The sequence below is a fragment of the Myxococcus virescens genome (genome assembly GCF_900101905.1).
Taxonomy (GTDB): domain Bacteria; phylum Myxococcota; class Myxococcia; order Myxococcales; family Myxococcaceae; genus Myxococcus; species Myxococcus virescens.
Genome location: NZ_FNAJ01000022.1, coordinates 58,045 through 75,190 on the forward strand (window position 1 = coordinate 58,045; position 17,146 = coordinate 75,190).

Genomic DNA, 17,146 nt, shown 5'->3' on the forward strand with positions numbered 1-17,146 from the left:
AGGATAATCTCGCAAATCACGAAAACCACTGGCGACCGTCAGTGGAGTTGTGAAGCGCCTTTACATCAACAACTGAGTTACCTGGACAGGGACGCACCAGTCGCGCGTGTCGGCGCGGTGCCCGCTTCGAGTGGCGACGCTCGGAGTGGAGGCATGGCACGGCGCGTGCCTTGGCGCCTCGCCGCGCAATCCAGCGCGAGGAGGTGTTCCGATGTTCCCGAAGAGCGTTCGTGCGCTGTTCCTGGTGGGAGCCCTGTCTGCCTGCGGTACCGAAGCACCTCCCGACGTTCCCAACGCGGACGGCCAGGAGCCACTGCAGTCGCAGGAGTCCAACGTCATCGTGGGCTCGGTGAACTGGGTGAGCGCCACGACGCTGTCCGGCACGCAGCGCACGCGCTCGCGCGCGGTGGGCTACCTGTCCATTCCGGCGGTGGGCTCGCGTTGCACGGCGTGGCTGGTGTCGCGGGATGTCATCATCACCAACAACCACTGCGTCGGCAGCAGCTCCGAGGCCTCCGGTGCGCGCGTGTCCTTCAACTATGAGGACGGCGTCAGCTCCACCGCTCGCGTCTGGTACAACTGCGGCACGATGATCCGCACCTGGGCCAGCGACGACATGACGGCGCTGCGCTGCACGGCCACCAACGGCCAGCTCCCAGGTGACGTGTACGGCTGGCTGACGGTGGCCAGCGCCAACGCCGCCACCAACGCCAGCATCTACGTGGTCCACCAGAACTGCGACTACTACACGACGAGCGGCTGCACGCCGACGAAGAAGTCCTCGCCGGGCGTGGTGCGCAATGCCAACTACAGCACCACGGACCTGTCCTATGACGCGGACACGCTGGGCGGCTCGTCCGGCTCGCCCGTGCTGTCCTCGTCTTCGCACCAGGTGGTGGGCCTGCACCACATCGGCCTGGGCGGCAACTCGCAGGGCCGCGGCACGGCCAACACCGGCGTGAAGGCCACGCGCGTGAAGGCGCGCCTGGCCGAGATTGGCCTCTAGAGCCGAGCCTCCGCGTCACGCGGGTGATGGCTCGCCCGCCAGCGGCAGCGTCTGGGGGGCCTGCCGGGGAGGGAGCAGCAACGCCTCCCGCCGCAGGCCCCGCAGCGCCATCCGCCCCAGGCTCCGCTTGAGCCCGCGAGGCAGCAGTGGCAGCAGCCGCATCACCCACCGGTGCCCCAGGCCCGGGTACACCAGGGCCTGGCCGCGCTCGAAGCCGGCGAGCGCCTCGCGGGCGCAGCGCTCCAGCGACAGATGGAAGAAGGGCGCCAGCGACTCCGCGCCCTCCACCCCCGCCTCCCACAGCGGCCCCGGCGCCACGCGCGTCACCGTGACGCCCTGCCCCTCCACCTCCAGGCGCAGCGCCTCCGTGAAGCCGTCCAGGAAGCGCTGGGTGGCGGAGAAGGTGGCCGAGCCCGGCAGGATGAGCTGCGCCGCGCCGGAGCCGATGTTGAGGATGCCGCCCCGTCCACGCTCCAACATGGGCTTGAGCAGCCGGTGCGTCAGCAGCGCGGGCACCCAGACGTTGGCGCGCAACATGGCTTCCACACGCCCCCAGCCCTCCTGGGCATAGAGCGCCTGGTCGCCCTCCGCGGCGTTGTTCACCAACACGTCCACGCGGACGAACTGCGACTCCAGCGAAGCGAGCAGCGCGTCCACCTGCTGGGGATCGCACACGTCGCAGGATTCGACGAGCACGCCCAGCGTCGGGTAGTTCAGCAGGAGTTCCTCGCGCAGGGGCTCCAGGACCTGGGCCTGATGGTCCACGAGCACCAGGGTCCGAACGCGACGCGCAAGCAGCCGGGCAAGCTCCCGGCCAATCCCCCGGGCCGCGCCGATGATCAGCACGGTTCCTTGGTCGATGGGGAGAGGACGCATGACAAAATCCTCCGTTCGTTGAGGTGCCCATCGTGCGCATGCCTTGCGCGGTCTGCCGCTCCCCCCGCAGGGTTTGCACGCCTGGACAGCAGACGACCGGCGCGGCGCTGGCACGGCTCTTCCATCTGGGGCGTGCCATGCCCAGAAAAGAAGACATGGCGACTGTTTCCCGAATCCTCGTTCCCGTGGACCTGTCGGACGGCTCCCGGGAGGTCATCGACTACGCGGTGAAGCTCGCTCGGCCTTTCAAGGCATCGGTCGAGGTGGTCCACGCCTGGGAGCCCCCCCAGTACGTGGCGCCCGACCTGCTGGTGGCCGCGCCGGGGTGGAACTCCCAATCCCTGGAGCACGTCGCCGTGGAGGCAGCGACGAAGGAGCTGACGGCCCAGATGAACCAGGGGGAGCCCCCGGGCGTCCCGGTGAGCCAGAAAATCGTCGTGGGTGAGGCGGCGTCCACCATCCTCGACCTCGCCGAGCAGGACCAATGCGACCTCATCGTCATGGGCACTCACGGCCGGCGCGGCCTTCCCCGCCTGCTCCTGGGAAGCGTGGCGCAGAAGGTCGTCGCCCGCGCGTCCTGCCCGGTGCTCACCATCCACCTGTCCGAGCGGAAGTAGCGCGGACGCGCCTCACGGCCCTGGGGCGGGAGCCACCGGGGGAGCGGCCTGCTCCCCCGCTTTCCGCCGCGCGGCCAGCACCGTGGGCACGGCCAGCACCGCCATGGCGGCGACAACGAGCGCGGCGCCCACCAACTCCAGGGCCCCCGCGCCCGGCTGGCCCAGGGTGACGGACATCACTACGGTCGCGACCACTCCGGCGAGCACGCTGGACGCGCGATTCACCGGCACGCAGAAGGCATTCTCCCGCCCGTCCAGGAGGATGAGGCCGCCGAAGATGCCGGTGGCCTGCGACAGCAGTCCCACGGCGAGCTCGGAGACCAGGTGGCCTCGCGACAGGGCCCCGGTGAAGCCGTCGCGGATGTCACCGAGCACGCCCTCACCGCCGATGAGGGCCAGCACCGCCAGGGTGCCCACCAGCACGGGCGTGGCCACCATCTGCTCCTCCACGAAGTAGCGGATGGAGACCTCACGCGCGCCGGACTTGGCCAGCCGGCTCATTGCGCGCAGCCGGAAGAAATAGGCCGCCAGGTACACGCCCACGTCCACCGTGGCCAGGAGCGTCAGCGTGGGGCTGACCGACGAGCCCGCGGCCACCGCCACCGCCGAGAAGCTCAAGCCCAAGGCCACCCATGAGGGCCAGCGCACCCGCCGTCCACTGAGGACGTCCACCAGCGGCGCCAGGACGAGCACGCCGCCGCGCATCAACAGCATCATGAAGACGATGGACGCCCCCGGCAGGGTGTACGCCAGCGTCGTGGTGCCAATGATGGCCGCCGAGCAGAGCCCCGACAGCAGCGTCCATCGCCCTGGCGCCGGCACCTGGATGCCCCACACCTGGCGGTGCCCCGCGTAACGCCACCAGCGCATCCACGTGAGGAAGGCGAACATTCCCACCAGCGAGGCCGAGGTGCTCACCGGCAGGAGCGTGAAGCCGGAGATGCCCTCCCGCATGCCGGGCAAGGCGCCTCCGGACAGCGCCTTCGTCAGCGCGCTGTAGGGGGCATAGGCCACGAAGTAGCCCAGGGCGTACCCCCAGATGCTCAGGTCACGGACGTCATCATTTCGAAGGGGCGTGGCGGACAGGACGTGTTCCTGGGTGGGGTGTGGAGACAGGGTTGTGCAAGCCGCACGCCGGGGAGGTAACGGCGTGGGCACGCAATCGCCTCCGTGCAGGCGCGTATCCAGCGGTGTCACGGCTTTCACAGGAGCCTCGCATGCGCTCGTCCTCCATTGCCACTTTGGCCCTCGGGCTCGCCCTCGCCACCCCTGCCTTCGCCGAGGACGGCGCGAAGCCGCCCCAGAAGTGGAAGGTGGTGTGCGCCACGCAGTCGAAGGACGGAAGCCGCGCCGTCCAGGGCACGGACCTGATCATCGAAGCCGGTGAGAAGGTGAAGGACGGCGTCGCCGTGGAGGGCAACGTCATCATCCGCAAGGGCGCGGTGGTGGAGGACGTCGTCGCCATCCGGGGCCGCGTCATCGTCGAAGCCGGAGCCCGGGTGACGGGCAGCGCGGTGTCCCTGGGCGGAGAGGTCCGCGTCCACAAGGGCGCCGCTGTCGACGGGGACGCCATCGCCCTGGGAGGAAAGCTGAAGGTGGATCAGGACGAGGCGGTGAAGGGCGACAAGGTCAGCCTGTCCTTCGAGATTGGCGGCCGGGACATCGTACGCGGCTTCATTGAAGACGCGCTCGATGAGGAGACCGGCTGCCACATCGTCGACGAGAGCGACAAGGACGTCTGAGTCACGCGGCGCTGGCTGGCCCCGGCGGCACCGCCGGCTCGGTGCCGGTGCGCGTCAACGGCATCAGCGAAGCCCGCAGCGACAGGATCTGCTCGCGGGCCAGGTTCTTCAGCGTCTCCACGTCCGCCAGCGTCATCCCCTTGGTGGAGATGGGCGTGCCCACCGTCACCAAACCGCGCGAGGTGGCGAAGCGCCAGGAGTGCTTCGGCAGCGCCCGCCGCGTCCCGCTCACCGCCAGGGGCAGCACGTCCGCCTGCGCCTCGATGGCCAGCCGGAACGCGCCGTCCTTGAAGGGCAGCAGGTCATCCGTCTTCGAGCGCGTCCCTTCCGGGAAGATCATCACCGGCATGCCCTTGGCCAGCCACTGGCGGCACTTCGCCATGGCGCCCGTCGCCGAGTCGCGATCGCCGCGGTGCACGGGGACGTCCCCCGCCATCCACATGCTCCAGCCCACCACGGGAATCTTGAAGAGGCTGGCCTTGCCCAGCCACTTCATCTCCCACGGCAGGTGCGAGATGAGGAACGGGTCCGCGTTGGACTCGTGGTTGCTCACGACCACCGTGTTCGGCGCGAGCTTGTCCGGCACCGGGCCGTGCACGCCGAAGCGCCAGAACGGCGTCAGCTTCGCCGCGGTGACGCCGATGAGCCGGAAGCAGCGCCCCGTCACGTGACGCTTGCGGTCGAAGGCCCAGGTCAGGATGGCCAGCGACAGCTGCACACAGAAGCCAACCAGCGCCACCAGGCCAATCTCGATCCACGTCCAGATGGAGAGCAGTGCGTTCATGAGAGCCTCGAACAAGCGTCAGCGAACCGCGGGGTCCAGGTCCACGCTCACCGGACAGTGGTCCGAGCCGAGCACGTCCGGGTGGATGCCAGCCTTGCGCACGTAGGCCATGGCCGCTGGCGAAGCCAGGACATAGTCGATTCTCCAGCCGATATTCTTCTCCCGAACGCCGGCCCGCTGACTCCACCACGAATAGTTCCCCCCACCCTTGTTGAAGTGGCGGAAGGTGTCCACCCAGCCGGCGCGAATCCACCGGTCGAACTCCTCGCGCTCCTCGGGCCGGAAGCCGCTCGTCTCCCGGTTCTCCTTGGGCCGCGCCAGGTCGATGTCTTGATGCGCTGTGTTGAAGTCCCCCATCACCAGCACCCGGCCACCATCGCGCAGGGGCTTCTCCAGCCGCTCGAAGAGGCGCCGGTAGAAGGTCAGCTTGTAGGGGATGCGGCTCAGGTCCCGGTCCTTCCCGTTGCCGTTGGGAAAGTAGCCGTTCACCACGGTGAGCTTGCCGAAGCGGGCAATCTGCAGGCGCCCTTCGACGTCCAGCTCCCCCACGCCGAGCACCGTCACGACTTCATCGGGCTCCAGGCGGCTGTACAGTCCGACGCCGCTGTAGCCCGGCCGCTCCGCCGCCACGAAGTGCGTCTTCCACCGGGACGGTGAGCGCACCTCGTCGGGAAGCTGGTCGGCGCGCGCGCGGACCTCCTGCAGACCAACGACTTGCGCCCGGCACCCCGCGAGCCAGGGCAGGAAGCCCTTGCGGTGCACCGAGCGAAGTCCGTTCACGTTCCACGAAACGACTCGCACGGGGAAGGCTTATGGCCCGCCCCGTGCGGCATTACCAGCCCCTACCGCACACACGGGCGGTAGGGGCGAACAGGAGACCTGCTACGGCTCCGCCGCGCTCGACGCGTTCTGCGGCTGACGCGTCGGACGGAGGATGAAGTCCGCCGAGTTGTCGTTGGAGTCGTGACCGTTGCCCAGCAGCGCGTCCGCGCCGGTGGTCATGGACTCCACCGTCGACGCGGCCGAGGCCTTGCGCTCGTAGCTGCCCGCGACGGGCGGCACGGTGGCGATGCGCGTGCCCTCCGGCTGGTTGGCGTTGCTGCCGTAGCCCACCGTGTCCACCACCAGCGGCGAGGTGATGGCGTCGGTCAGCGCCATCTCCGGGTAGCCCAGGCGCACATGGCCCGCGGAGCCACCCATCTGGATGGTGCTCCCCCAGTTCGCGTTGCCCGTCACGGTGTTGCCCGACGTGCTCGCGTAGGCCGACGACACCGCCAGGAAGTAGCTGCGCGGCGCGATGACCGAGCCGGCGGGCAGCGCGTAGCTGCTGTTGTAGCCGGTGGTGCTCGTGGCGGACTTGTACTGGAGCTTCCAGCCAGAGATGTCCACCGCGCTCGACGTCGGGTTGTAGAGCTCAATGAACTCGTCGCCGGCGCCACCGGGGCCCGCGGGGGCGAACTCGCTGATGACGACGTGGCCCGTGCTGCTGCCCGCGGTCACCTGCACCGCCGCCGCGATGGACTGACCGTTCAGCGCGGCCACCAGCTGACCCTCGCCGCCCGTGCTGCCCGCGGTGAAGTCGAACTTGGCGGACAGGCTGTTGGCCGGCACCGTCACCGTCGCCGGCACCGTGCCGAGCGACGCGGGCTCCAGCGCGAGCTGGATGACCGTGTCCTGCGCCGGGGGAACGTCCAGCGCCACCGTGAAGCCCTGCGTCTGGCCAGCGCTCGCCGAGATGACCTCGGGCGACAGCGTGGCCAGCTCAGCGGCCTGATCCGCCGCCAGCACCCGGACCGTGGCCGCACGCGTGTCGTTGCCCAGCGTGGCCGTCAGCGTCGCCTTGTCCGTCTCCGGATCCGCCGCCAGGTTCGCCGTCACCTGCACCGTGGCGGAGCGCTCACCCGGGGCGATGCGCACCAGCCCCCCCTGCACGCTCAGCACGGCGCTGGACGAAGCAACCTCCACCCAGACCTCCGCCGGAGCGTCCTCACGCAGACGCACCGTCAGCGCCTCGGGGAACGTCGCCCCCGTGGTGCCGGTGCGCGCGAAGGTGCCCGTCGGACCGAAGCTGTCCAGCGAGACCTGGACCGTGCCCGCGTCGGTGCCGGCGTCGTCCTCGCCCGTGCCCGCGTCGGTGCCGGAATCCGGCTCGCCCGAACCACCGTCTTCATCCGAACCCGCGTCCGGCTCGCCCGAACCACCATCCTCGGCGGTTCCAGCGTCGTCCTCACCGGTGCCCGCGTCCTCGGTGGTGCCAGCGTCGTCCTCACCGGTGCCCGCGTCCTCGGTGGTGCCGGCGTCCTCTTCACCGGTGCCCGCGTCCTCGGTGGTGCCAGCGTCCTCTTCACCGGTGCCCGCATCCTCTTCACCGGTGCCGGCGTCGTCCTCGGTGCCGGCATCCTCCCCGGTGCCCGCATCGGGCGCGGGGCGACGGCAGCTGTTGTCACAGCTGTCGTTGTTGTTTCGATTGCCGTCGTCGCACGTCTCGCCAGCCTCGACGATGCCATTTCCGCAAACGGGCCTGACCTCAGGGTCATCGCCACATGCGGACATGAAAAGGAGCAGTGCGGACAGCGGCGCCAGCATCTGCCGGAAGGACCAGGGCATGGGTAAAGAGTCTCCGTTGAAACTTGAAGAACCCCCTGCATCCCATATCTGTCACCCACGACGCAATCCGGGCGGCAGTTTCCGATTTCACTGGACTCAAGCCCGGGCTTTGATCCTCCCCGGCCTCCCCTCTCAGGACGGAGGCACCGGAGCGTGCTCCCCGACCTCATGGGGCGGCTCCAGGCCATGGTCCACGAGGAAGACACGCACGGCCTCGGCGATCTCCGACCCGGCCTCCAGCAGGCCGGCGTGCCCCGCGTCATCCACCCGCATCCAATGTGCGTGCGGCATTGCGTCACGCATTCGTTCCATCTCCCTCAGCGGAACGAGCAAATCGTTGCTGGCGGCGACGATGAGCGTGGGCACCTGCACCGTCCTGGCCACGTCCCAGGCATGGCCCTCCACCATGCCCCGGAGGGTGTACCAGTAGGCCCTGGGGCTCATCCGGCGCAGGGCGAGCATGAACTCGTCGATGTCCGCCCGAGGCGCCCGGGCCCGGAGCGCCCCCACCATCCGCGCCAGGGGATAGGCGAAGCGGCTGGCCATCACCGCGTGCGCCATGGGCGCCGCCAGCGGCAGCGTGGGCGTGGCCAGCTTGAGCATGCCCCGGGTGGCGGACAGGAACGCGCGGGCCCCCGTCGAGTCCACCCCCGAGCCGAACGCCCCCGGCGCCCCGGCGATGAGCGTCATGGACGGAACCAGGTCCGGCCGCCGCCGATACAGGTCCAGCAGGACGCGCACGCCCATGGAGAACGCCACATGGTGCGGCGGGCGCCCATCCCCCCGGGCCATCACCGCCTCGGTGATGCGCTCCAGGTCATCCACGTGCACGCGAATCTGGTACCCGTCCCCCAGGGATTCATCGCTGCTGCCATGGCCCCGGTAGTTCCAGTGCACCACCCGGTGGTCCTGCTCCAGGTTTCCCACCAGGTAACGCCAGAAGTTCTCCGAGGAGCCAATCCCGTTCGTCAGCAGCACCGTGGGGCGGGCCACCAGCTCTGCGTCGGCGGTGGCCTCCCGGAGGTTGCCGAAGTGGGTATGCCAGGCGACCCGGGTACCATCCGGGGCAGTCACAAAGCGCGTGGTGCGACGGTAGGGCATGCCACTTCCCACGATGCGGCGCCCGGGCCGGGGGCGCAAGCATCAACCTGCCCTGACGGGCGCGTCCCGGGGTATGAGGGGGGCGCCATGCTTTGCGTCGACGTGGAACGGTTCGATATCCGCCCTGCCCTGGCCCACTACGCCGAGCACGGCTACGCGAAGCTGGGCCGGGTGCTGGGTGACGAGGGCCTGGACGCGCTCCGCGAGCGGGCCGACGACCTGATGCTGGGCCGGGTCGTCCACCCGGGCCTCTTCTTCCAGCCGGACGCCACCACCGGCCGCTACGAGGACGCCCCCCTCGGACTGGGCTGGCAGGGCCCCTCCCTGGACTACCGCAAGCTGGAGAAGCTGGAGAAGGACCCGCGCTTCCTGGCGTGGATGGAGAACCCGCTGTTCGAACGCATCGCCCGGGCGCTCATCCCCGGCGACATCGTCCTCTACCGCGCCATCCTCTTCCACAAGGGGCAGGCCGGCGGCAGCAACCTGCCCTGGCACCAGGATGGCGGCCGGCTGTGGGGGCTCACCCACGAACCGGAGCTGCAGATCTGGACCGCGCTGGATGACGCCCCCGAGGACGGCGGCTGTCTGGAAGTCGTCCCGGGCAGCCACCGCGGCGGCCTGGTGACGCCCCTGGGCGGGGTGATTCCTCCGGACGCGGTGGCGGCGGCCGACGCGGACTCCCGCGTCCTGTCCCTGCCGGCGCGCGCCGGCGAGGCCATCCTGGTCCACAACCACCTCTGGCACCGCTCCGGACGTGGGCGCCCCGGCCTGCGCCGCCGCGCCTTCTCCGCCTGCTACATGGACGCGGCCGTGCGCTGCCTGCGCAAGAAGAAGGCCCCCCGCGTCTTCCCGCCCATGTTCCGCCGCTGACCTCAGCCCACCAGGGGCATGCGCAGCGGCGGCTCCACCGGCTCCTTCGCGCGTCGCGCCACCGGCAGGGAGACGCGGAAGGTGCTGCCCCGTCCCTCCTCGCTCTCCACGGAGATGTCTCCACCGAAGCCGGTGACGATGCCGTGGCAGATGGACAGGCCCAGCCCCGTGCCCTCGCCCACCGGCTTGGTGGTGAAGAAGGGGTCGAAGATGCGGGCGCGCACCTCCGGCGGCATGCCCACGCCCGTGTCGCGCACCTCGATGATGACGCGGTCCCCGGTGCTCCGCAGGCTCAGCCGGACCTCGTGCTGCTCCGACTGGCCCATCGGAATGGCCTGCGCGGCGTTGATGAGCAGGTTGAGGAACACCTGTCCGAAGCGGCCCTCGTTGCCCTCCACCAGCGGCACCTCGCAGTAGTCGCGGACCAGCTGCGCGCGCAGCTTCAGCTCGCTGCGCGCCAGGGTGATGGCCGACTCGAGCACCGCCTGCACGTTGACGGCGGTGGCCACCTCGTCGTCGCCCCGGGAGAAGGTCCTCAAGTCCCGGACGATCTGCCGCACGCGGTGCGCGCCGTCGGTGGCCTCGCGCAGCACCTCCTCCAGCTCCGCCATGCGGCCCGACGGCAACTCCGGCGCCAGGGCGTGCAGTTCGCCCGCGAGGAACGACAGGTTGGAGAGGACGAAGGCCAGCGGGTTGTTGATTTCGTGTGCCACGCCCGCCGCCAGCGTCCCCACCGCCGCCAGCCGGTCCGACACCACGAGCTGCGCCTGCATGGCCTTGCGGTCGGTGATGTCCACCGCCACGCCCGCCAGCAGCCGCCGCCCCGAGCGCTCCCGCACGATGAAGCGGTAGGTGAGCCAGTGGCGCTCGGTGCCGTCGCGCGCGGGAACCATCATCTCGGTGATGCTCTGCTTGCCGGAGGTCAGCACCGCGTCGTCATCCCGGCGCGACTGCTCGGCGGAGGCCGCGGGCATCAACTCCACGTCGGCCACGTTGGACATGTCCGCGCCCACCGGGTAGCCGAAGAACCGGCTGTAGCGCGCGTTCACCCAGATGCGGCGGCCCCGCTCGTCCTTCATGAAGGCCACCGCGGGGATGTTGTCCATGAAGGACGCGAACAGCTCCTGCGACTCCTCCAGCGCGCCCATCGCCAGCGTGTTCTGCACCATCAACTCCTGACGCGCCTGGGCCTCGGCCGCGTTGCCCATGGCCGCGCCGAGCAGACCCGCCATCAGCTCCAGCGTGCGCACGTCCCGGTCCTCGAACGTGTTCGGCCGCCGGCTGGTGACGTTGAGCACGCCCACCGGGCGGCCCTCGCGCCACAGCGGCACACAAATCATCGACCGCGCGCCCACCTGGCGCAGCGCCGTCACGTTGACCCGGACGTCCGCCTCCGAGTCATCCGTGCGCATCACCTCGCCCCGCAGCAGGCTGGCGCCCGTGAGACTGCCCTCCACCTTCAGCCGGAAGCCAATGAAGGGCGTCAGGCTGCCGCTGGCCACCAGGTAGGTCACCTCCTCGTCGGTGTCCGCCCCCAGCAGCGCCACCGCCGCGCCGTCCGCGCCGCACAACACCCGCGAGCGCTCGCACAGCAGCCGCATCAGCTCGTCGAGCCCGTAGCCCGCCATCGCCACGTCCGACTGCATCTGGATGATGGAGGCCAGCCGCGCCACCTCGCCCCGCGCCTCCGCCTCGGACGTCCGCCGCTGGCGTCGCGCCGCCACCCGCCGCTCCAGCAACAACCGCCGTGAGCGCACCTGCACCGGGGTGAAGGGCTCCACCAGGAACTCGTCCACGCCCGCGGCCAGCAGCGGCTCGAGCGCCGCGTCGGTGTCGTCCCGCGCCAACCCCAGCACCAGCGGCTCCTCGGGACGCGCCCGCGTCCGCAGCGCGTCCAGCCAGCGCGCGTCCTCCACCAGGTCCGCCGCGTCCACCACCAGTACGTCCACGGGCCCGTGCCCCAGCGCCGCGCCGGCTTCCACCACGTCGGCGGTGCTGAACACGGCCTGGCCCTGGCGCCGCAGTTCCTCCGCCACGGGGTGCCGGTCATCAGAGGTGAGACACAGGAACTTCATCCAGTCGCCCTGCTCCGTGGCCCCAAACACACGGGGTGAAAAATACTATGATTCTGTAGCACGGCATTTCCAGCCAGGGGCGTCCTGACTGGCGGGGGTCAGGCGCACCCCATGTCCGGTGGAAACATACCGGCCGGAGGGCAAACGGGTGGCCACCGGGTGGCGCCAGGACGCTATCCTCCGCGCGTGCCGGGCATCCCTGGAGTCGTGGTCGCCGAGCAGCCGCACTACCTGCCGTGGGTGGACTTCCACGAGCAGCTGGCCCGCGCGGGGACCTTCGTCGTGCTGGACAACGTGCAGTGGCTGCGGCGCGGCTGGCAGCGGCGCACGCGGGTGGCCCTGCCCCACAACGTCCCCCAGCCCCCGCCCACGGAGCCCGGGTTCCAGTGGATGTCCATCCCCTTGGAGAACCCGCACCGGGACACCCTCATCAAGGACCTGGCGGTGGATGCCCGTCAGCCCTGGGCCCGCGAGCACCTGCGCACGCTGGTGTCGCTGTACGCGAAGCGGCCCTACTTCGCGTCGCAGGTATTGCCCCGGCTGGAGCCCTTCTATGACGCGGCGGCGCGCGAGTCGGGCCCGGGTTCGCTGCTGCGGGTGCTGCTGGCGAGCATGGCGCTCTTCAACGAGCCGCTGGGCCTGACGCCGAACCTGGTCCTGGCCTCCACCTTGGACAAGCAGGGCGAGGACAAGTCGGCCCGGTTGGTGGCGTACTGCCGGCAGCTGGGCGCGCACACGTACTACTCGGGGTTGGGCTCGTCCCTGTACCTCCAGGTGGGCCTGTTCCGGGACGTGGACGTGCGCGTGCTGTGGCAGCGCTTCCGCCACCCCGAATACGCACAGGGCCGCCCGGGCCGCTTCGTCCACGGCATGTCGCTGGTGGACGTGCTGGCCAACGTGCCGGTGGATGAGGTGCGCCAGTGGCTGGAGCCTTCGCCCTGGGGACCGTTCGCGCCCCGGCCCCCGGGCGGATGAGGGGGCCTCAGCCCGCGGAGGCGGACGTCCCCGCCGGCTTGTCCTTGTCGAAGCGCACGAAGTAGCCGCGCACGGCGGAGTCCAGGAGCTCGGTCGTCAGGCGCGGCTCCTGGCCCTGGTAGTGGGCCATGTCGATGACCTGATCCAACAAGTCACGCGGCTGACAGGCGGCGAACGGACGCCCCACCGGGCGGTAGTGCGCGTCGATGAGGTAGTCCACCGCCGCCGCGTTGTAGGGCACGCCGCGCTTGCGGCACATGACCTGGAAGATGTCGTGGAACTGCTCCTCGTCCGGGCGCTGCACCTCCAGCTTGTAGCGGACGCGGCGCAAGAAGGCGTCATCCACGAGGTCGCTGGGGTCCAGGTTGGTGGAGAAGGCGGCGAACACGTCGAAGGGCACCTGCAGCTTCTTGCCGGTGTGCAGGGTGAGCATGTCGACGTCGCTCTCCAGCGGGACGATCCACCGGTTGAGCAGGTCCTTGGGGGACACCTTCTGCCGGCCGAAGTCGTCGATGAGGAGCATGCCGTTGCTCGCCTTCATCTGGAACGGCGCCTCGTAGTACTTCACCTCCGGCGAGTACACGAGGTCCAGCATCTCCAGCGTCAGCTCACCGCCCACGACGACGAGCGGGCGCCGGCAGCGCACCCAGCGCCGGTCATACGGCGGCGCTCCGGGCTCGTCCTCCACCACCTTGTGGAGGTTGGCGTCGAAGATGCGCACCACGAAGTCGTCGATGAGGATGGCGTGGGGGATGAAGATGTCCCCGTCGAAGCAGTTCACCATGCCCTGGCAGATGGCCGTCTTGCCGTTGCCCGGGGGCCCGTAGAAGAAGATGGCGCGGCCGGAGTTCATCGCCGGACCGATGCCGTCGAAGATGTAGTCCTTGATGATGAGGTCGCCGAACTTGTCCTGCATGCGCGCGCGGGTGATGCGGTTGCCGCGCACGGTCTGCTTCTTCACGGCGGCCGCCCACTCCAGGAAGGGCACGGGCGCGGGGCCGTTGTAGCGGTTGCGGTCGAGCACCTGCCGCAGCACGTCCGTCACGAACGTGGTGAGCTGGTAGATCATCGTCGACTTGCCCACGCCCGAGCCGCCACCGCCGCGGATGTCGATGTACTTCTGGCGGCGCAGTCCTTCGATGACGTCGTCCACCAGCGTGGTGGGCAGCTGAAGGCGCGCGGCGATGTCCATGCCGCGCATCTCACCGGCGAAGAAGAGCGCCTTGAGGACCAGCTCTTCCACGAAGGTGGTGTTGAGGCCCGTCTCGCCCAGGGTGCGTGGCTGGGCGGGCCAGAAACGGTCGCCCGGGCCTGCGCCACCCTCCTCTCCCTGCCGCCGGGACGTCCGGCGCTCCGGGCCGTTGTACTGCGGACTGGCGGCGCTGCCTCGTCGGTCCGGGCCCGAGTACTGGGACGGCCCGGGCCCACGGCGCTCAGGCGGGGCGACGATGACGGACGGCAGCGTGGCCGGCGCCGGCGGCGGAGCACGGCGGTCCGGCGGCGAGGACGAGGCGCGACGCTCGGTGGGAAAGTCGGGCTCGTCCGGCTCCGGTGGCAGCGCGGGACGTGAGCCCGTGACGGCGCCCGGGGGACGCGGCGGGAGCGCGGCGGTCATCCCCGTGACACCGACGCGCGGGCGCGGAGGCCCCGACAGCACCGGCGTGGGCGCCGCGGGCGGCACCACGGCCGTTTCCACGGGGGTGACGCTGCGGCTGGACTCGTCGCTCGACGAGCCGGAGTCCGGGGATGGCGGTCGCCTGAACAGGGACATGCGGTGCTCGCTCCAGGGTGTTCGCGCCGGAGCCTACCGCATCGGTCCGGTTTGGACGAAACGGAGTTGCAGAACAAACAGAAAAGCACTGAACCCAAGTGTTCCTGTCAGCCTCCTCGTCGATAGTGCGCGCGCCTCCGCCCGCCTGCGCGGCGCGCGAAGCCCACCCCCATCATTCGCATTGGAGCTCTTCGTGAAGCGACTTCTGTCCGTCCTCGCCCTGCCCCTGCTCCTGCTCGGAACCTCCGCGGCGGCGCAGACGACGCCCACCCTCTCCTTCCACGGCAACTGGACCCTCCACCAGTCGGAGGTGCTGACCGAGGGGGGCCAGGTGCAGGTCGTCTACAGCACCGCGCGCCTGCCGCAGTGCCGCGTCAACAACCCCGACGGCAGCCCCGCGTGGAGCATCACCGGCCACTACCGCCTCAACGGCTCCGCGCCGGCCAGCTTCGATGTGGCGGGCGCGCCCGTCACCGGCAATGGACCGACGCTGGACCTGCAGGCGCAGGGCCTGCTGGAGCTGTGGTTCCTCGTGTCCAGCCCGGGCTGCGAGCACTACGACTCCAACTACGGCGGCAACTTCCAGTTCAACGTCCTGGAGGCCAGCGCCACGCCCACGGCGACGCTCGTGTTCCAGCAGGGCTGGGTGGAGCACGTGGTGGGCACGCCCCGCCAGGGCCAGCCCTTCGTCGTGGACTACGACATCGCGCGCCTGCCCGAGTGCCGGCTGCTCTACAACGGCGCGCCCACGTGGGACGTGGGTGTGCGCTGGCGCTTCAACAACGGGGTGATGGGCGAGCAGAGCGTCACCACCACCAGCGGCTATACGCGCACGGGCACGCCCGTCACCCTCATCCCGCCCGTCGGGGCCACCTCCGTGCAGCTCTGGTTCGAGAACTGGGACCGTGGCACCTGCCGCCGCTGGGACTCCGACTACGGGGCGAACTACACGTTCACCCTGCAGCCGTAGGCCGTCTGACAGCCTCACCCACGTTCTGGCCTGGATGCCCTCGCACCGCGAGACGCGCCCGGGCCGGAACATGGGTGCTACCCTTGGCGCATGAGTTTCTTCCAGGAACCGCCGAGGCTGGGCAATCAGTACGACGACGATGCGCTGCTCCAGAGCTACCTGGCCCGCACCCTCCCGGAGGACCTGCGGCACGCGCTGACGGATGAGTTCCGCGAGCTGGGAGCGCTGGGCGGGGATTACTTCTACCGCTTCCAGCTCCGCGATCGGCTGAACGAGCCGGAGCTGACCCAGTGGGATGCGTGGGGCCACCGCGTCGACCACATCGAGGTGTCGCCGCTGTGGAAGGAAGCCGAGGCCCTGGCCGCGCGGCGCGGACTGGTGGCCACGGCCTACGAGCAGAAGAACGCCGAGCTCAGCCGCGTCCACCAGTTCATCCTCAACTACCTCGTGCAGGCGTCGCTGGACGTGTACTCGTGCCCGCTGGCGATGACGGACGGCGCGGCGCGCTCGTTGCTCACGCTGGGCAACACGGCGCTCATCGACCGCGCCCTGCCCCACCTGACGTCCCGGGACCCGGCCACGGCGTGGACGTCCGGTCAGTGGATGACGGAGCGCACCGGCGGCTCGGACGTGGGCCTCACGCAGACAGTGGCCCGGCAGACCCCGGAGGGCTGGCGGCTGTCTGGAACGAAGTGGTTCACCTCCGCGACGACGGCGCAGATGGCGCTCACGCTGGCGCGTCCGGAAGGCAACGGCCCCGGCGGCAAGGGCCTGGCCCTGTTCTACGTGGAGACACGGGACGCGGCCGGAAGACTCAATGGCATCCAGATCAACCGGCTCAAAGACAAACTGGGAACGCGCAAGGTGCCCACGGCGGAGCTGACCTTGGATGGCGCGCTGGCCATTCCCGTGGCGGGGCTGACGGATGGCATCCGGAACATGGCGTGGATGCTGAATGTGACACGCACCTGGAACGCGGTGGGCTCCGCATGGGCCATGCGCCGGGCGCTGGCCCTGGCCCGGGACTACGCCCAGCGGCGGGTGCAGTTCGGCGCGAAGCTGGCGGACAAGCCGCTGCACATGGACACCCTGGCGGGGCTGGAGGCGGAGTTCCAGGCGGGGTTCCTGCTGGCCTTCCGCGCCGTGGAGCTGCTGGGCCGCATGGAGGCGAAGGCGGCCACCGAGCAGGAGCTGCTCCTGCAGCGGCTGGTGACGCCCCTGGCGAAGCTGACCACCGGTCGGCAGGTGGTGCACGTCACCTCCGAAGTCGCGGAGGCCTTCGGCGGCGCGGGCTACGTGGAAGACACGGGCATTCCGCGGCTCCAGGCCGACGCCCAGGTGCTGTCCATCTGGGAAGGCACCACGAACGTCCTCTCCCTGGACACCCTGCGCGCCCTGGCGAAGGAAGGCGCGCTGGAGGCGTTCTTCCACGAGGTGGAGGGCCGCCTGGGCCAGACCCGGGACGCGGGCCTGCGGCCCTGTGTCGACGCGGCCCAGGGCGCGCTGGAGCACGCGCGGGCCTGGGTGGCCGGTGCCATGGAGGACCCCGCAACCCTGGAGGCTGGCGCCCGGCGCTTCTCGCTGACGCTGGGACGGACGCTGGAGCTGGCCTTGCTCTGCGCCCATGCGCAGTGGTGCCTGGACCACGGCCACGGCCCCCGGAGCAAGGCGGCGGCACGGCGCTTCGCCTCGCACGGCGTGGACCTCATCCAACCGGCCGCGAGCCTGGAGGATGTCCGGCTCCTGGCCTGA

General features: G+C 70.2%; 15 protein-coding genes. 7 read left to right on the forward strand and 8 right to left on the reverse strand.

Features of this window, described 5'->3' with window-relative positions; translation table 11 throughout:
* Positions 1-211: 211 nt before the first annotated feature.
* Positions 212-1,006 (forward strand): trypsin-like serine peptidase, encoded by a 795-nt coding sequence (locus BLU09_RS34670; RefSeq protein WP_090495349.1) that lies wholly within the window; start codon positions 212-214, stop codon positions 1,004-1,006.
* A 15-nt stretch (positions 1,007-1,021) separates the two neighbouring features.
* On the opposite strand, the gene BLU09_RS34675 is transcribed toward BLU09_RS34670, so the two are convergent.
* Complete coding sequence (locus BLU09_RS34675; RefSeq protein WP_090495351.1) at positions 1,022-1,882, reverse strand: SDR family NAD(P)-dependent oxidoreductase; 861 nt, start codon at positions 1,880-1,882, stop codon at positions 1,022-1,024.
* Positions 1,883-2,037: 155 nt separating this feature from the next.
* Here BLU09_RS34675 and BLU09_RS34680 point away from each other — a divergent pair, with 155 nt between their 5' ends.
* A complete protein-coding gene (locus BLU09_RS34680; RefSeq protein WP_090495356.1) occupies positions 2,038-2,499 on the forward strand; it encodes a universal stress protein in 462 nt (153 codons plus the stop codon).
* Positions 2,500-2,511: 12 nt separating this feature from the next.
* Here BLU09_RS34680 and BLU09_RS34685 read toward each other — a convergent pair whose 3' ends face one another.
* Positions 2,512-3,657, reverse strand: coding sequence for a hypothetical protein (locus BLU09_RS34685; protein ID WP_244172288.1), 1,146 nt, complete (start codon positions 3,655-3,657; stop codon positions 2,512-2,514).
* 59 nt (positions 3,658-3,716) lie between these two features.
* Between BLU09_RS34685 and BLU09_RS34690 the strand changes: the two genes are divergently transcribed.
* Positions 3,717-4,241 carry a hypothetical protein gene (locus tag BLU09_RS34690; RefSeq protein ID WP_090495359.1) on the forward strand — a complete coding sequence of 175 codons (525 nt, stop codon included), beginning with the start codon at positions 3,717-3,719 and terminating at the stop codon, positions 4,239-4,241.
* A gap of 1 nt (position 4,242) precedes the next feature.
* Here the strand turns inward: BLU09_RS34690 and BLU09_RS34695 are convergent, their stop codons facing one another.
* The 4 genes from BLU09_RS34695 to BLU09_RS34710 all read right to left on the reverse strand — a co-directional run bounded on the left by BLU09_RS34695 (position 4,243) and on the right by BLU09_RS34710 (position 8,733).
* Positions 4,243-5,025 (reverse strand): lysophospholipid acyltransferase family protein, encoded by a 783-nt coding sequence (locus BLU09_RS34695; protein ID WP_186817926.1) that lies wholly within the window; start codon positions 5,023-5,025, stop codon positions 4,243-4,245.
* An 18-nt stretch (positions 5,026-5,043) separates the two neighbouring features.
* On the reverse strand, positions 5,044-5,826 hold the full coding sequence (locus BLU09_RS34700; RefSeq protein WP_090495363.1) for an exodeoxyribonuclease III: 783 nt from the start codon (positions 5,824-5,826) through the stop codon (positions 5,044-5,046).
* An 81-nt stretch (positions 5,827-5,907) separates the two neighbouring features.
* Positions 5,908-7,632, reverse strand: coding sequence for a lamin tail domain-containing protein (locus BLU09_RS34705; protein WP_090495366.1), 1,725 nt, complete (start codon positions 7,630-7,632; stop codon positions 5,908-5,910).
* Positions 7,633-7,764: 132 nt separating this feature from the next.
* Entirely contained in the window at positions 7,765-8,733 is a 969-nt protein-coding gene (locus BLU09_RS34710) for an alpha/beta fold hydrolase (protein ID WP_090495370.1), read from the reverse strand.
* A gap of 87 nt (positions 8,734-8,820) precedes the next feature.
* Here BLU09_RS34710 and BLU09_RS34715 point away from each other — a divergent pair, with 87 nt between their 5' ends.
* Entirely contained in the window at positions 8,821-9,603 is a 783-nt protein-coding gene (locus BLU09_RS34715; RefSeq protein ID WP_090495374.1) for a phytanoyl-CoA dioxygenase family protein, read from the forward strand.
* Between the two features lie 2 nt (positions 9,604-9,605).
* Here BLU09_RS34715 and BLU09_RS34720 read toward each other — a convergent pair whose 3' ends face one another.
* Positions 9,606-11,678 carry an ATP-binding protein gene (locus BLU09_RS34720; RefSeq protein ID WP_244172289.1) on the reverse strand — a complete coding sequence of 691 codons (2,073 nt, stop codon included), beginning with the start codon at positions 11,676-11,678 and terminating at the stop codon, positions 9,606-9,608.
* A 186-nt stretch (positions 11,679-11,864) separates the two neighbouring features.
* On the opposite strand from BLU09_RS34720, the gene BLU09_RS34725 reads away from it, so the two are divergent.
* The gene (locus tag BLU09_RS34725) at positions 11,865-12,653 is read left to right on the forward strand and encodes a WbqC family protein (RefSeq protein WP_244172295.1); all 789 of its coding nucleotides are present in this window, start codon (positions 11,865-11,867) and stop codon (positions 12,651-12,653) included.
* Positions 12,654-12,660: 7 nt separating this feature from the next.
* Here the strand turns inward: BLU09_RS34725 and BLU09_RS34730 are convergent, their stop codons facing one another.
* Positions 12,661-14,424, reverse strand: coding sequence for an ATP-binding protein (locus tag BLU09_RS34730; protein ID WP_090495384.1), 1,764 nt, complete (start codon positions 14,422-14,424; stop codon positions 12,661-12,663).
* A gap of 193 nt (positions 14,425-14,617) precedes the next feature.
* On the opposite strand from BLU09_RS34730, the gene BLU09_RS34735 reads away from it, so the two are divergent.
* Positions 14,618-15,394: a DUF6209 family protein gene (locus BLU09_RS34735; RefSeq protein WP_244172290.1), complete on the forward strand. Its 777-nt coding sequence runs from the start codon at positions 14,618-14,620 to the stop codon at positions 15,392-15,394.
* A 90-nt stretch (positions 15,395-15,484) separates the two neighbouring features.
* Positions 15,485-17,146: an acyl-CoA dehydrogenase family protein gene (locus BLU09_RS34740; RefSeq protein WP_090495386.1), complete on the forward strand. Its 1,662-nt coding sequence runs from the start codon at positions 15,485-15,487 to the stop codon at positions 17,144-17,146.

What these genes read in the sequence shown, in the direction of transcription:
- BLU09_RS34670 (WP_090495349.1), top strand. Translation starts at nt 212, where the DNA reads ATGTTCCCGAAGAGCGTTCGTGCGCTGTTCCTGGTGGGAGCCCTGTCT.
- BLU09_RS34675 (WP_090495351.1), bottom strand. Translation starts at nt 1,882, where the DNA reads ATGCGTCCTCTCCCCATCGACCAAGGAACCGTGCTGATCATCGGCGCG.
- BLU09_RS34680 (WP_090495356.1), top strand. Translation starts at nt 2,038, where the DNA reads ATGGCGACTGTTTCCCGAATCCTCGTTCCCGTGGACCTGTCGGACGGC.
- BLU09_RS34690 (WP_090495359.1), top strand. Translation starts at nt 3,717, where the DNA reads ATGCGCTCGTCCTCCATTGCCACTTTGGCCCTCGGGCTCGCCCTCGCC.
- BLU09_RS34695 (WP_186817926.1), bottom strand. Translation starts at nt 5,025, where the DNA reads ATGAACGCACTGCTCTCCATCTGGACGTGGATCGAGATTGGCCTGGTG.
- BLU09_RS34705 (WP_090495366.1), bottom strand. Translation starts at nt 7,632, where the DNA reads ATGCCCTGGTCCTTCCGGCAGATGCTGGCGCCGCTGTCCGCACTGCTC.
- BLU09_RS34710 (WP_090495370.1), bottom strand. Translation starts at nt 8,733, where the DNA reads ATGCCCTACCGTCGCACCACGCGCTTTGTGACTGCCCCGGATGGTACC.
- BLU09_RS34715 (WP_090495374.1), top strand. Translation starts at nt 8,821, where the DNA reads ATGCTTTGCGTCGACGTGGAACGGTTCGATATCCGCCCTGCCCTGGCC.
- BLU09_RS34720 (WP_244172289.1), bottom strand. Translation starts at nt 11,678, where the DNA reads ATGAAGTTCCTGTGTCTCACCTCTGATGACCGGCACCCCGTGGCGGAG.
- BLU09_RS34730 (WP_090495384.1), bottom strand. Translation starts at nt 14,424, where the DNA reads ATGTCCCTGTTCAGGCGACCGCCATCCCCGGACTCCGGCTCGTCGAGC.
- BLU09_RS34740 (WP_090495386.1), top strand. Translation starts at nt 15,485, where the DNA reads ATGAGTTTCTTCCAGGAACCGCCGAGGCTGGGCAATCAGTACGACGAC.